11 protein-coding genes are annotated in these 15,018 nt (G+C 53.3%); 3 read left to right on the top strand and 8 right to left on the bottom strand.

The genetic code is table 11. The features are described 5' to 3' along the window. Positions 1–40: 40 nt before the first annotated feature. From ACP5D4_RS01495 to ACP5D4_RS01475, 5 genes are all read right to left on the bottom strand, one after another. Positions 41–172, bottom strand: coding sequence for a hypothetical protein (locus tag ACP5D4_RS01495; RefSeq protein WP_428009845.1), 132 nt, complete (start codon positions 170–172; stop codon positions 41–43). Positions 173–553: 381 nt separating this feature from the next. Continuing rightward, entirely contained in the window at positions 554–955 is a 402-nt protein-coding gene (locus ACP5D4_RS01490) for a DUF1667 domain-containing protein (protein WP_428009844.1), read from the bottom strand. Between the two features lie 105 nt (positions 956–1,060). Beyond that, positions 1,061–2,326 carry an NAD(P)/FAD-dependent oxidoreductase gene (locus ACP5D4_RS01485; protein ID WP_428009843.1) on the bottom strand — a complete coding sequence of 422 codons (1,266 nt, stop codon included), beginning with the start codon at positions 2,324–2,326 and terminating at the stop codon, positions 1,061–1,063. Continuing rightward, entirely contained in the window at positions 2,320–3,759 is a 1,440-nt protein-coding gene (locus ACP5D4_RS01480; protein ID WP_428009842.1) for an NAD(P)/FAD-dependent oxidoreductase, read from the bottom strand. The genes ACP5D4_RS01485 and ACP5D4_RS01480 overlap by 7 nt, the downstream gene beginning before the upstream one ends. Positions 3,760–4,469: 710 nt before the next feature. Then, positions 4,470–5,192 carry a hypothetical protein gene (locus ACP5D4_RS01475; protein WP_428009841.1) on the bottom strand — a complete coding sequence of 241 codons (723 nt, stop codon included), beginning with the start codon at positions 5,190–5,192 and terminating at the stop codon, positions 4,470–4,472. Positions 5,193–5,251: 59 nt separating this feature from the next. On the opposite strand from ACP5D4_RS01475, the gene ACP5D4_RS01470 reads away from it, so the two are divergent. Then, positions 5,252–5,461, top strand: coding sequence for a hypothetical protein (locus ACP5D4_RS01470; protein WP_428009840.1), 210 nt, complete (start codon positions 5,252–5,254; stop codon positions 5,459–5,461). Between the two features lie 27 nt (positions 5,462–5,488). Here ACP5D4_RS01470 and ACP5D4_RS01465 read toward each other — a convergent pair whose 3' ends face one another. The 3 genes from ACP5D4_RS01465 to ACP5D4_RS01455 all read right to left on the bottom strand — a co-directional run bounded on the left by ACP5D4_RS01465 (position 5,489) and on the right by ACP5D4_RS01455 (position 8,600). Further along, complete coding sequence (locus tag ACP5D4_RS01465; RefSeq protein WP_428009839.1) at positions 5,489–5,977, bottom strand: DUF4112 domain-containing protein; 489 nt, start codon at positions 5,975–5,977, stop codon at positions 5,489–5,491. A gap of 36 nt (positions 5,978–6,013) precedes the next feature. Further along, complete coding sequence (pdxA, locus tag ACP5D4_RS01460) at positions 6,014–7,027, bottom strand: 4-hydroxythreonine-4-phosphate dehydrogenase PdxA (protein ID WP_428009838.1); 1,014 nt, start codon at positions 7,025–7,027, stop codon at positions 6,014–6,016. 187 nt (positions 7,028–7,214) lie between these two features. Then, on the bottom strand, positions 7,215–8,600 hold the full coding sequence (locus tag ACP5D4_RS01455) for a cytochrome P450 (RefSeq protein ID WP_428009837.1): 1,386 nt from the start codon (positions 8,598–8,600) through the stop codon (positions 7,215–7,217). Positions 8,601–9,398: 798 nt separating this feature from the next. On the opposite strand from ACP5D4_RS01455, the gene ACP5D4_RS01450 reads away from it, so the two are divergent. Both ACP5D4_RS01450 and ACP5D4_RS01445 read left to right on the top strand, forming a co-directional pair. Next, positions 9,399–10,313, top strand: coding sequence for a M28 family peptidase (locus tag ACP5D4_RS01450; RefSeq protein WP_428009836.1), 915 nt, complete (start codon positions 9,399–9,401; stop codon positions 10,311–10,313). A gap of 73 nt (positions 10,314–10,386) precedes the next feature. Further along, complete coding sequence (locus tag ACP5D4_RS01445) at positions 10,387–14,886, top strand: PAS domain S-box protein (protein ID WP_428009835.1); 4,500 nt, start codon at positions 10,387–10,389, stop codon at positions 14,884–14,886. The last annotated feature ends 132 nt before the right edge of the window (positions 14,887–15,018 follow it).

Genomic DNA, 15,018 nt, shown 5'->3' with positions numbered 1-15,018 from the left:
TTCTTGTTCGTTTTCCACCCCCCGGCTTTTGATAACTTTTTCAGCAAACCCTAAAGTAAATCCATCGATACGTCCATCCAGTGAAGTACAATCCCGCTCCGACGAGAACCACTAAACTGGCAATTCGTCCGAGTGCGAAGGTTTCGGTTTGGGGGTTTGGGGATTCGCTCACGAGCGGTTCTCGGGTGGGAGAGAAAAGGCTAGAACAACCGTGAATCAGTATCTCAAATATCGGTTTTGACCAACCCGACCAATCCCTCTATCCCCCCTTCGCCCTCTATCCCCCCTTCGCCCCCTATCCCCCCTTCGCCCCCTATTCCCCCTTCGCCCTCTATCCCCCCTTCGCCCCCCTTTGAAAGGGGGGTTGGGGGGGATGGTTGGGGGGGATGGTTAGGGGGATGGTTGGGGGGATGGTTAGGGGGACGATCGGGTATAAAATTCGCTTATCACCTCAAACTCAAAAGACCCTTGTAATCTTTGATTCAATAGCGGTAGTTCACGACAGGAGTTAGTCCCCATCAAAACCCCAGTCAACCCAACATCGCCCCTGAACTCACCCTTCGCGATAGGGCATATCCCGCGACGACACCACATCAACCCCCGTTCCCAAAGCATTTTTCAACACCACTTCACCCCGTTTAATCGGGGCTTGTAACGTCAACTGGTGGAGTTTATCGCACAACTCCCACATCAACTCCTTCGGAATCGCGTCGGTGGTTTTCACCGGAAGCCTCGCCCAGAGACCGTTTTCCACCCGCACCGTCGTCGTCACCATCCGCTGCGGCGCAACATGTTCCTGTTTGGCGTAGGCTTCCCCTCGCCGACAGCTAAACCCCCGCACTTCGACGATTTCGCCTTCGGCTTCTTCCACTTCTAACCGACATCCCATCGGACAGCCAATGCAGAGATAATGGCTGATTTCATGTTCTTGATGTTCTTCTACTGTTGTATTCATCGTTCGTCCTCCATTGTAAAAGAGCAAGGGAGAGGGGGAGATTGGGAGAGGGGGAGATTGTTTTCCCGCCTCATCATCCCCTCATCTCGTCATCTCCTCATCACCTCATCCCTCTTGCGGAACCACGTCCAGGCGCAAATTGTCCCCGTGGAAGTTCTGCAAAAACTTCGGACGGACTTTCACGTTGACCATTTCCGCTGGAAAGACGTACCGAATTTTCTTCTCGTAAACGTCCCCGAGACGCAAGAGACAGTTTTCCATGGGTTTGCGAACCCGCATATAGATGGTGTGGTCGCGATCGGTCGAAATCGTCTGGGGAACGCAGTATCCGACGTTTTCCCCCGGTACTAAACGCACGTTGTCCGGCGGCGGTTGTTGACCGGTGACGTACAATCCGGCGTTACGTCCGGCTAGTTCGGATTCTTGGCTGACGAAATCGACTAAATCGTGGATGTGGACGGTGTTTCCGCAGGCGAACACGCCGTTTTTCGAGGTTTCCATGGTACTGCTGACTAGCGGTCCTCGGGTTACGGGGTCGAAGCGCAAGTTCAATTGACGGGCGAGTTCGTTGTCGGGAATTAAACCGATCGACAGTAATAAGGTATCGCAGGGAATGGTTTCGCTGCGGCTGAGATCGGGGGTAAAGCCGTCTACGGGGGCAACGGTTACGGCTTCGAGGCGGTCTTGTCCGTGGATGTCTACTACGGTGGTCGAGAGGTGCAACGGGATATCGAAATCGTGCAGACATTGGACGATGTTTCGATTTAAACCGTTGGCGTGGGGCATGATTTCGTAAACGCCGACGACTTCCACTCCTTCGAGGGTCAACCGCCGCGCCATAATTAAGCCGATGTCGCCCGAACCGAGGATGACGGCGCGGTTTCCGGGGAGAACCCCCATGAGGTTGACGAATTTCTGGGCGAGTCCGGCGGTGAGAACGCCAGAGACTCGTTTTCCGGGGGTGCGGATGGCGCCTCGCGTCCGTTCTCGCGCCCCCATGGCCAATACGGCTGATTGGGTTTGGATGGCCCGGACGCCGTGACGACTGGACATCAATTTGACGCGGTTGGTGTTGTCGATGTCGAGAACGTAGCTGTCTATGGCGAGGTCGATATCGGTTTCGAGAACTTGTTCGAGATAGCGTTGGGCGTATTCGGGTCCGGTGAGTTCTTCTTTGAAATGGTGCAGTCCGAAACCGGGGTGAATGCACTGTAACAGAATGCCTCCGGCTTCTTTTTCACGATCGACCATTAAGACGTTTTCCGCCCCGGATTCTTTGGCGGCCAGGGCTGCCCCCATTCCCGCCGGGCCACCGCCGACGACGACGACATCGTAATTCGATCGTAATCGATCGAGATTGGCTGTTAGCATGACGCTACCTCCTCTTTACGCGATCGCACCACCCAGGACTCGCCGCCCCGTTTGGTAATCTCCGTGATGGGAATGCCCAGTTCTCGCGACAGCAGTTCCATACAGCGCCCGGTGCAAAATCCGCCTTGACAGCGACCCATTCCGGCGCGAGTTCTGAACTTCAAGCCGTCGAGGGTTCTTGCCCCTCGGCGAATGGCGTCGAGAATTTCGGCTTCGGTGACGAACTCGCAACGACAGACGAGACGGCCGTAACTGGGGTCTTTTTCGGCCAGGGCGATTTGTTCGTCGGTGGGTAAGCTGGCGAAGTGAATGGGTTTGGGAATTGAGGGGACGAAATCGGCTTTTTCTTCCATGGCCAAGCCTTCGTCTTTGAGGAGGTCTACCAACATTGTGGCGATGGCGGGGGCGGCGGTGAGTCCCGGCGATTGTATTCCGGCCACGTTGATAAAGCCTTTTTTGGCGGTGGGGCCGATGATGAAGTCTTCGCCGTCGGCCACTGCCCGCAATCCGGCAAATTCGGCGATGCAGTCCCGGGGACTGATGCCGGGAACTATGCGGTTGACGAAATCGAAGATTTTCTGGCCGCCTGCGGCGGTGGTGGTTAAATCTTCTTTGTCGTCCACCATTTCTGCGGTCGGACCGACCATTAAGGTGCCGTCGAAGGTGGGAATGACTAGGGTTCCTTTGGAGACGGGGGTGGGACAGGGGAAAATCACCCGTTTGACGAAGCCTTGTAAGCGTTTGTCGAGAAGGTATTCTTCGCCTTTGCGGGGTCGGATGCTGAAGCTGCCAACTCCGGCCATTTGGGCTAGGTCGTCGGCGAAGAGTCCGGCGCAGTTGAGGATGAAGCGGGTTTGTAGGGTGGTGTTGGGGGTTTGTATCGTCCAGGTGTCGCCGTCTTGGGACAAGCCGGTTACGGGGCTGTCGGTATGGAGGGCGACGCCGTTGGCGACGGCGTTTTCGGCCAGGCCGAAACAGGCTTCGTAGGGGTTGATGACGCCTGTGGTGGGGGCGAAGAGGGCGGCGATCGCATCTTCGGTAATATGGGGTTCTTCGGTTTGGATGCGATCGCGATCCCACAGTTCTAATCCGGGTACCCCTTTGGCTTCTCCTTGGCGTTGTAGTTTTTCCAGGGTGGGCAGTTGGTCGGGATTGAGGGCAACGGTGAGTTCGCCAATGCGTTTGAAGCCGAACCCCAGTTCGTCACAGAGTTCGTCCCACAGTTGGTTTCCGTCCCATTCGAGTTTGCCTTTGAGGGTGTCGGGGGAACTGTGGTGTCCGCCGTGGATAATGCCGCTGTTGGCTTTACTGGTGCCGAATCCGACTTCGCTTTCTTTTTCAATCAGGGCGGTGGCAATGTGGTATCGGCTGAGTTCGCGGGCGATACCACAGCCGATTACGCCGCCACCGACGACGACGACATCGTAATACATGGGTCTCAATAGGGTTTCCGATCTACGAGTTACGATTTGCGAGTTACGATTTAGGAGTGGGGGTCGGAACTCTCCAGGGACTGAAGTCTGCACTCTGAGAAATCTCGTGTTTGAGAAATCTTCTGTTTTTGCTGTCTAATGTGTTGAAGATGCTGGATTTCTGGCGCTAACTCTTTTTGAGATGTTCCTTTGAGATGTTCCGTTGAACGTTAAAGACTCGACGGTCGTTTTCTTGGAGGGCGAGAGATTAACGGACGACTCGCAAAAATAACGGTACTTTTCGATTTTCTTAAGACAGCAAATACCGCGATTTTTCGGATCGCGGTCGAGAAATGTCGTTAGAAACGACTCGAATCGATCCGTTTTTTGCCTCTGTTTTTAGTATAGTCATTCTGGCTTTCTAATTTAAAGCATCCCGTGTTAAGTGTTTTTAAGATTTGGGGATTTTACGGGTACGTTTTTGAAACTCCCGTCATGGTTGTCTCGACTGTGGCTAAGGGGGATCGGTTCGATCGACCCTCGTACCCCCGAACTTCCGCCCCCCCAACAGATACCCAGCATCTTTGAGATGCCGGGTATCTTGTCAGTTGATTTCAATTCAGTTCAAATTTACTCGGCTTGTTGACAAATCAGTACTTTTGTGATAGTAAATATCAACATTTAGGAGATGTTCGATCGATCCGAATCTCGCGACGGATCTCGCCAGGTTTTTAAACCGTGGGTTTAGCAATTTTGCGCGTGTTCTCGAACAAGCTGAATCCTTCTTTGTGTTCCAAGTAATCCAGTAGTTCGACCAAATTTTTATGGATTTCTGCCAGACGTTCGCACCCGATTAAATCTTTGGCAGTTTTAGCCTGTTGCAGAGCATTTAAGGTTGTCTGAACTGACAAAATATTGCGGTAAGGAGCTTCTTTTAAAGTCTCCATAAATTCGTAAAGAGAAATGCTGTCGAGGGAAATATTTTCAATTTCCGCATTGCTGGTATTTTTCCGAACCACTAATTTGCCTAAATCCACTTGCTCTTGACGGCGAAAGCAAAAGGGATCGAGGGTTCCGTCGAGTATATCTCTGGCGAAAACAGACCGAATGCGGTTCGTTCGATCGATGACGTTCGGATCGCGAGTATAAGGACCGTAGCGAAAAATATAATGTTCCCAACCGAAGAAATGAGCGATGAGATAAAGGGTTTCTTCGGCATATTGCCCGTCAGGATACCGCTGTCGTAAATATTCTAACCCTTGACGTTCTAAAATATTATAAATCCGACTTTGTAACTGGTCGCAAGCCACTAAAAACGGGTTGACGTAAAGGGCAGCAATTTTGTCACGTTTTTGCTGTTGTTCTCGGTTGTATTGTTGTCTCCAAGTCCAAATTCCCCAAAGCGTGGTAAACACGAAGCCGAGAACGGACATCACAACATCGAAATTCTTCATGGCGTTTCGTTGATAGAAGAATCGATCGACCGGTCAAAACCCTGTTTTGTCTAAATTTGATGTCCGCAAAGTTTATCGCTATTCAGAGATATGACAGCGGTATCGATGCCGTTACCCAAAATTCGATCGCGAACTTAGAAAGTTTTGAAACTGTGGTTTTGTGGAGATCGATCGCTCCCATCTTATCCGCCCCAAACGGTTCGATCGTAGCGGGCGATCGCCCCCCAGGTCATCTAGCCCCCGCGATCGCGCAATGTAAAAAAGAATAAACTTTAAATCGATCGCGCGATCGACCCTCACCCCAAAGCGCGACCCAGCAATTGCAACAATCCCCACAACACCGTCACGCTGAAGACAACCAACAACAGCGCCACCCCCAACAACACCAACCCCAGAAACACCGCAAACCGAACATCAGCGGCGCTACTATCTTGGGGGGCGCGGACGTGGGATTCCAGCAGTTCCACATTTTTGGCATTGGCTTTCCAAGCAAAATCGAAAGCATCCCCGAAAACAGGAATCACCCCCAACAGCATCTCCAGCAAAACGTTGGCGAACATTCGCCCCAAACTGGCTTTCGGCAGTCCCAACCGCGCCGACTGCAAAATAATGTACGCCGACAGTAACGCCCCCGCCACATCGCCGCCACCGGGAACCATCCCGAGAATCGGGTCGAGACCGAAGCGATAGGGAGTTCCGGGGACGGGAATCGCGTTATCGAGGAGATGACTGAGACGGCGCAGTTGTCGAACAGTTTGCGTGCGGTTCTCGGGATGAGAAGGCATCTTAGGGCGCTGTGACATTCAAAAAACTCCCAGGATTTAAGCCAGTTGGCGACGTTGCGCGGCCAGGTCAACGGCCAGTTCGATGGCCGCCACAGTACTCGTGGCGCGGGCGATGCCTTGTCCCGCAATATCGAAAGCCGTTCCGTGGTCCGGAGAAGTGCGGATAAAGGGCAATCCGATAGTGGTGTTCACCGCCAAATCGAACGCCATCAGTTTCACGGGAATTAACCCCTGGTCGTGATACAACGCCAAATAGGCGTCGGCGGCGGTGGCGGTGGCGTCCTCGAACCAAGCCCGACCGGGGTTCACCCAGAGGGTATCTGGAGGAATTAATCCCTGTAACTTTACCGTAGGACGGCGGCGGCGTTCCTCTTCCAACCAAGGTTGCAACCGTTCTACTTCTTCCCGTCCCAGTTTTCCCGCTTCGCCGCTGTGGGGATTGAGTCCGGAAATGGCGATATGAGGCGCGGAAATGCCGAAATCCCCTTGCAGAGATTCCACCAGTAAATCCAGTTTGCGACTGAGGAGGTCTGGGGTGAGGGCGTCGGGAACGGCGTTGAGTGGAATGTGGGTCGTGGCCAGCAGCGTCCGCAACATCCATCCGGTGTGAGGGGATTTGGCGGCGAACATCATACCGAAGCGATCGACCCCCGCCCCTTCTGCAAGGCGTTCGGTTTGACCGGGGTAATCCCGGCCGGCAGCGTGCCACAGGGATTTGGCAATGGGGGCGGTGACGATGGCCTCGAATTGTCCGGCCGTTGTCGCGGCGATCGCTTCGCTTAAATAGTTAAAACTGGCTTCTCCTGTGGCGGCGGTTCCCACACCGGGGGTTACGGCGTCCGTGTCGATTTGGACGATTTCGAGGGTTTCGGGGTCGGCGAGGGGGTCGTCTCCGTCCCGCAGACGTTTGTAAGTGTCTTGCAAGATAGAGCGATCGCCAAATACAACGATGTTACAGGGGGGTAAGTTTTCCGCTAAGGCTTTGAGAACGATTTCCGGCCCGATTCCGGCCGGGTCGCCGAGGGTAAGGGCGAGACGGGGTAAAGTCATGTTGGAGAGGCAATAGGCAACTGGCAACTGGCGCAACTCAGACGATACGCTGAAGACGCCATCTTTTGCAGTCTACCCCGTCCGGGCGATTTGGGTCTGGGCGATTTGGGTCGATCGATCGTTTGGGTTCTCCCCGTCGTGGCAGACAAGGCACCGACGGGGGGCGTTGGCAACAGATTTTCTTTCTCTATGGATGGCTGGCGGTGGCGGTTTCTCGCGCTTTGGCGGCGTTGTGTCGATCGACTTTTATCAGTTGCAAATTGCCAGAAGGGGCGAGGGTGACGCCGCGACGCATGGGTTTGATGGGGCGATCGTCGGGAAGGGTAAATTCGTAATCCCGTAACATCGTGGCCAAACCCAGTTTGAGTTCGTACATGGCGAGAGCCATTCCCAAACAGCGACGGTTTCCGCCGCCGAAGGGGAAGAACTCGAAGGGGGAATATTGGCGATCGAGGAAGCGATGGGGATTGAAGCGGTCGGGTTCGGGATAGATGTCTTCGCGGTGGTGGGTTAGATAAATACAGGGGGCGAGAATACTTTCGTCCTCGAAGGTGCGATCGCCCATCGTAAAAGAGCCTTTGACAATGCGAGGGAAGGTAATCAACGCGACGGGGTAAATCCGTAGGGTTTCGTTACAGACAGCGGTGAGATAGGGAAGTTGATACACCGCCATCGGATCGGGATTTTCCCCGAGTGGTGCCAGTTCCTCGAGAATTCCTTGGCGCACTTCGGGATATTTATGCGTCCAATACAACGCCCAGGATAAGGCGGTGGCGGTGGTTTCGTGGCCGGCTAACAATAAGGTTACCAGTTCGTCGCGGAGTTCTTCGTCGGTCATGCCTTCGCCGTTTTCGTCGCTGGCCGACAACATTAAGCTTAAGATATCAGTTCGCGTCTCGTCGGGGGTGGCACGGCGTTCCTGAATCACTTCGTAAAGGAGATCGTCGAGTTCTTTTTGGCAACGCAGAAACCGCCCCCAGGGACTCCACGCGCCCCAATCTTGCTGCAAAACGGGAAAAAAGAGCATACTGGCTTTCAGCGGTGAGGCGGTCATCTCGAGGATGTCCGACATCAGTTCGTAGATTCGATCGTAGCGTTCTCCTTCGTTTAAGCCGAAAATGGCTTTGAGAATTACCCGCATGGTGATTTCTTGAGTTAGCGATCGAACGGAAAAGGGTTGTCCGAAGGGGCGATCGTCGGTGACGCGACGGGTGGCGTCGATGATGGTATCGCCGTAGGTTAAAACGCGATCGCCGTGGAACGGTGGCATCAACAGTTTGCGTCGCTGTTTGTGGCGGTTTCCGTCAATAATCAAAATGGAATTTTCCCCCACGAAGGCGGTTAATACGCCGTTGGCTCGTCCGGAGTCGAATTGTTTGGCGTCGGCGGTGAGAACAGCCCGAATATCCTCGGGATGGCTGAGAAATACTAAACCGTCGAGGGTGTTGCCGAATTTGCAGGTAAAGGTATCGCCGAATTGGGCGGCTTTACGCTCCATAAATCCGACGGGATCGATCGTCCATTCGACGGTTTGTAAGATGGAAGGCGTTTTCGGTCCGTCTGGCAACGTCATAAGGATTCTCCTGCGACATCTTTGTGGGGGGGGTAAGATTTTATTTTAGCTCTTGTATTTTGCAGGCTGGGGAATTTTCGTTATTTGCGATCTATCTTTTACCCGTTAATTGATTACTTTAGTTTTATTTCGATAATCAGCGATATTATCCGAAATTTGTTTTCGATAAGCTGGGTTTCAAACAGTCTTCACTGCATCCGCCCCAACCTTGGCAGTTTGGGGGGATGCAGACTTTTATTTATCGAACCCGGAGGTTGAAACTTTATTCCGCTCCTCAGATTGTCTATGGTCTCTCTAGAGCCCCGCCATCTTCAAAAATGCCGGGGATCTTATACATAACTGCTCGATATAGCCCTTTATAAAATCTGGAGGTTGCTGTGAATTATTTTACCTTGATAGAGAGACTTTTTGTCCTGATATTTTAAACTTATTTGGGACTTCTGAGATTACAGTTTCATTTGTTAATTGAAATACAAAGTCTGGGTAGGGTTGACCGGGTCTAAAATCTGCTTATCGCCTCCAACTCCGAAGACCCACTTATTTTTCTGTTTTTAGGATTTTTTATCCATCAATTTAACCCTTTTGAAACAAGCCCACAATTCCCACGAACCAAATTTGACTCGCCAGAAACATCAATCAAGATTGAGCCAATAATTTACCGCGCGATTGTGGCGGCGATGGCAATTCTTAAATATCCTCAAAGAATTGACAATTATTTACCAAAAACAGGTTAAATTTTGGGTATAGCCACCTAAAACAACGAAATTTTCGAGAAAAGGAGGACGATCGATCGTGTTAATGCCCGGAAAGAGCTACAGCGGATCGCTCCCACCCCTAAGCCCCGACGAAATCGCCCTGCGCGATCGACTCCAAGCAGACATCGAACGTATCAGCAGCAACGGCGAACACAACTATATTGCTTACGAGAACCTCGTTGCCGTCGCCGACTTCATCGAAGACGAATTCGCAGACGCCGAATACGAAGTGCGATCGCAAGTCTACACCGTCGAAGGCCAAAACTTCCGCAACCTGGAAGTCGAACGACTCGGCAGCGAAAAACCCAACGACATCTTCGTCGTCGGCGCCCATTACGACTCTGTAGTGGTTTCCCCCGGCGCCAACGACAACGGTAGCGGCGTCGCCGCTGTCTTAGCCCTCGCCCGCGCCTTCGCCCGCGTTAACCCCAAACGAACCGTTCGTTTTGTCGCCTTCGTCAACGAAGAACCGCCCTTTTTCCAAACTGAAGAAATGGGCAGCGTCGTCTATGCCAAACGCTGCCGACAAAGCAACGAGAATATTGTGGGAATGCTCTGTTTAGAAACCATCGGCTATTACGACGATACGCCAGGAAGCCAAAACTATCCTATGGGATTGCTCAAAAACATCTATCCCATCACGGGGAATTTTATTAGCGTCGTGGGGAATTTAGACTCGGCGTTTCTGGTGCGTCAAGTGGTGGGAGAATTCCGCGATCGCACCCAATTTCCCTGCGAAGGTGCTATCCTTCCCGGTAGCATTGCCGGGGCGGGATGGTCGGATCATTGGGCGTTTTGGCAGTACAACTATCCCGCCGTCATGGTGACGGATACCGCTCCGTTTCGCTATCCCTACTACCACACCGCCGAAGATACGCCGGATAAAATCGATTTCGATCGCCTGGCGCGGGTCGTCACGGGATTAGAACGCACCCTGAAAGCTTTACTGGATCTTTAACTCGATCTTTAAATTCAATCTCTGAAAAACTGCACAAAACTTGCAACAATAACGACGACCCATCAAAAAAAACTTGTCCGTTCTCCCAATGACTCAATTTCCCGTTGCCGTTCCGACGTTCGATCTCGATCGCGTCATCGATCGATCGCCCCCCTGCGTTCCGCCGCACTTTCCCCTCCTCGAGGCAATGGCGTTAATGAGTCACAAACAACTGCCCCAGTCCTCCCATCCCCTCACCGGACAATGTTCGATCGACGATCACACCTGTACCTTTTCCGACCCCAGTAGCTACGTCCTCATCGGCGACGAAACCGGACTGCACGGCATCCTCACCGAACGGGACACGGTGCGTCTGGCCGCTGAAGGCTACCTCCTCGAAACCCTCACCGTTGGCGAGGTCATGAGTGCGCCCCTGATTTCCGTTCCCCACGAAGAACTCAAAGATATCTTCGCCGTTCTGGCCAAATTCCGACAACACGACATCCGCCACCTCCCGCTACTCGACGAAGGCGGAAAACTCCTAGGGGTCATCGAGCGATCGCGGTTGCGGGAACTGCTGCACCCCGTCGCCTTACTGCGGTTGCAAACCGTCGGTGACGTTATGCAAGGTAACATCGTCGTCGCGCCCTCAGAGGCCTCGCTGCTACAAGTAGCCCAGTGTATGGCACGACATCGCGTCAGTTGCGTTATCGTCGCCCGAGAGGTTCCCGAAAACCAATCGATCGCCCAACCGGGATGCGTGGAACCGTTAGGTATTCTCACCGAACGAGACATCGTACAGTTTCAGGTGTTGCAACTGAACCTGGCCAACACCGAAGCCGCCAGCGTCATGAGTTCCCCGCTGCATGCAACGACGCCCCAAAGCAATCTCTGGTCAGTTCACCAGCAGATGCAACAGCACCGCATTCGCCGCGTCGTGGTGCTCGACCACGCCGGAAAACTGGTGGGACTGGTCACCCAAACCACTGTACTCAAATCCCTCGACCCCGGCGAACTCTACGCCACCGTCGGCACCCTCTACGACCAAGTTTGTCAGCTTGAAGCGGAGAAAGTCACGCTTCTCGAAACGCGCAACCGCACCCTCGAACGTCAAATCGACGATCGCACCTATCAACTGCAACAGGAACGCAACTTCATCGCCGCTGTTCTCGATACCGCCGGGGCGTTAGTGGTGGTACTCGATCGCAACGGGCGTATCGTGCGCTTCAACCAAACCTGCGAACGGCTCACGGGATACCGCTTCGAGGAGGTGCGGGACTGCTGCGTGTGGGATATTTTCGTTCCCGCCGAACAAATCGAGTCGGTACGGCGGGTGTTCGCGCAACTGCGGGGGGGACGGCCGCGCAACCATCACGTCAACGACTGGTTGACGAAGGAAGGGACGCGCCGAACCATCGAATGGTCGAACAGCATCCTCACTGACGACGACGGTAATGTTACCTATATCATCGCCACGGGGATCGACATCACCGAACGCCAGCAAATGGAAGACGCTCTGCGAAACCTGGTGACGGGGATTTCCTGTCGCAGCGGTGCAGCCTTTTTTCAATCCCTGGTCACTTATCTGGCTCGGGCGTTGAAGATGGAACAGGCGTTCGTGGCGCAAGTGTCTGAGGACGGAAACACCCTCACCACTCTGGCTCAATGCGACAACGGGGAACTGGTAGACAACCGGGAGTACGTCCTCGCGGGGACGCCCTGTCAAGAAGCCGTTCGAGGTCAGTTTTGTATGTATCCTGAGGGGGTTTTGCAGCGGTTTCCTAACGCCTGTCGCCTCGAAGCGATGCAAGCGGAAGGGTTCGCCGCAGCGCCGTTGGTGGACGGGGCGGGACGGGTTCTCGGACTCATCGCCGTGGTCAGTCGCCATGCGATCGAAACCCCCCATTTAGTCGAAGATATTTTAAACGTCTTCGCCGCCCGCGCCAGTTCCGAACTCGAACGCCAAACCGCCGAACGCGCCCTACGCAGCGAAGAGGCGAAATTTCGCCAACTGGCGGAAAACATCCGCGAAGTCTTCTATATTTTTACGGCGGATTTCAGTCAGTGTGTCTACGCCAGTCCCACGTTCGAGGCGGTGTGGGGATTCGCGCCGCAACGGTTGCAAGACAATCCCATGGGTTGGCTCGATTGCGTTCATCCCGACGATCGCGATCGAGTCGATCTGGCTTTGCAAAATCTCCATCGTCGGGTCAACTTCGACGGCGAATATCGCATCGTCCGTCCTGATGGCGAAATGCGCTGGATTCGAGCGCGAAATTTCCCGGTTCGCGACAGCGAGGGAAACCTCTACCGCATCGCCGGTTTAGCTGAAGATATCACCGATCGAAAGCGGGTGGCCGAACGGCTCAAACAACGGGCGGAGTTCGAGCATTTTCTCAATCAAATCGCCCGTCAAATCCGCCAGTCTCTCGACCTCAATCAGGTTCTCGATACGGTGGTGACGGAAGTGCGTCAACTCCTCGAGTGCGATCGCGCCCTGGTTTACCGTTTCGAGGAGGACATGAGCGGTATCATCGTCGCTGAATCGGTGTTACCTCAGTGGACGAGCGCCCTCCACTGTCAAATCGAAGATACCTGTTTTCAAATGGGGGCGGGTACTCTGTACCGTCTCGGACACCGACGGGCGATGTCGGATATCGATCGCGCGGGGTTGAGCGACTGTCACCGGGAAATGCTCGATCGATTCCAGGTGAAAGCCAGTCTGGTGGTTCCCATTTTGCTGCGGGCCGATAACAACTACGAAACACAACTCTGGGGACTTCTTGTCGTCCACCAGTGCGACGCCCCCCGTTCCTGGGAAACCAGCCAACTCGACCTCCTCGAGGAAGTGGCGGTGCAACTTTCCTTAGCTATTCAACAGTCGCAACTGTACCGCAAACTCTGCGCGGAACTGGCCGAACGGGAGCGCGTCGAAGCGCAACTGCGACAAGCGAAACTCGAACTCGAACAGCGGGTGGCCGAACGGACCGCCGCCCTGCGTCAAGCTAACGATCGACTACAAACGGAAATTCGCGATCGCAAACAGGCGATGGAGGTTCTCGAACGTCAAAATCTCAAATCTCACCTGTTCGCCCAAATCGCCTTTAAAATTCGCCAATCCTTAAAACTCGAGGAAATTTTACAGACGACGGTGGCGGAGTTGCAGCAAATTTTGGGCTGCGATCGCGCCATCGTCTACCGCGTCTTTCCCAACGGAACCGGACGCACCATCGCTGAAGCCGTCACGCCGGGATATCGCCGCTTGCTCAACTGGGACTTTCCTGAAGAAATCTTTCCCCTAGAATACCAACAGCTTTACGGTCGGGGAACGGTGCGGGCGGTGGCGGACGTCCAAGCGGCTTACGGTACTGCAACCCCCTGTTTGTGGGAGTTTTTACAGGAGTGGCAGGTACGGGCGAAACTGTTGGTACCTGTGTTGCAAAATGAGACCCTCTGGGGCTTCGTCATCGCCCACCAGTGCGGTAGTACGCGACGGTGGACCGACGACGAACTCGATTTAATGTTACAAGTTTCCGATCAGTTGAGCATCGCTTTGACGCACACGCAATTGGTGGAAGCCTTGGGGAACAGCGAACGTCGGTTTCGCGCCACGTTCGAGCAGGCGGCTGTGGGGATCGTCCAGGCGGGAACCGACGGGCGGTTTACGGGGGTCAATCAGAAGTTTTGCGATATTTTGGGATATTCTCGCGAGGAACTGTTGGCCAAAAGTTTCAAGGACGTGACTTATCCCGACGATCGCGATCGATCTCGAGAGGGGGTGCGATCGGTGCTGTCGGGACGAACTAAGACCTTTTCGACGGAAAAACGCTATCTGCGCCGGGACGGTTCTGTGGTTTGGGGATATTTGAGTTTATCTCTGGTGCGTCACGCCTCGGGAGAACCGGATTATTTTATTGGGGCGATCGAAGATATTAGCGATCGCAAACGCGCCGAGGAACGGTTAAAAGCCTCGGTCGCGGAAAAAGAAGTGTTGTTGAAGGAGATTCACCACCGCGTTAAAAACAATTTGTACGTCATTTCTAATCTCTTGGAATTGCAGTCGGATATTTTGGAGGACGACCGCGCCCGCTTGCTGTTTGCGGACAGTCAAAACCGCATTCAAACGATGGCGTTAATTCACGAACAACTCTATCAATCGGCGGATTTAGCCTGTATTAATTTTACGGAATATCTCAATCGTTTGGTTGAAAATCTCGTGTTTTTGCAAAATACAAATCTCGGTAATATCGAAACCAAAATCGAAGTCGATCCCGTTCGCTTGGACTTAGGAATCGCCATTCCTTGCGGTTTGATTGCCAACGAACTGGTAACCAACGCATTTAAATATGCTTTTCCAGGGAATTTATCGGGAACGATTGCGATTCGAGTTAAAGAATTACCCCATCGCAAAATTTATCTAGAAATTAGCGATAATGGAATCGGAATCCCTCAAGAGGTCAATTGGCAAAATACCAGCTCTCTCGGGCTGCGATTGGTGAGTTTGCTGGCCGAACAACTCGAGGCAGAAGTGGAAATGAATCGAGACAGCGGCACCGCCTTTCGTTTTAAATTTCCACTTTTTTCAGAATCCTAATACTCCATCCTTATCTCAAACATTGGTTTTTCTCAAGTCTGCATCCCCCAATCCCCCCCCTTGTGACGGGGAGCGAAGACGGGATGCAATTTCTACAACGTCTCAACCTAAAGTAAAATTAAAAGGACGAAA

This window comes from Baaleninema sp., assembly GCF_049974805.1.
Classification (GTDB): domain Bacteria; phylum Cyanobacteriota; class Cyanobacteriia; order Cyanobacteriales; family Geitlerinemataceae; genus Baaleninema.
The sequence above is the reverse complement of the archived record's forward strand: the minus strand, read 5'-3'. Positions and strand labels throughout refer to the sequence as shown.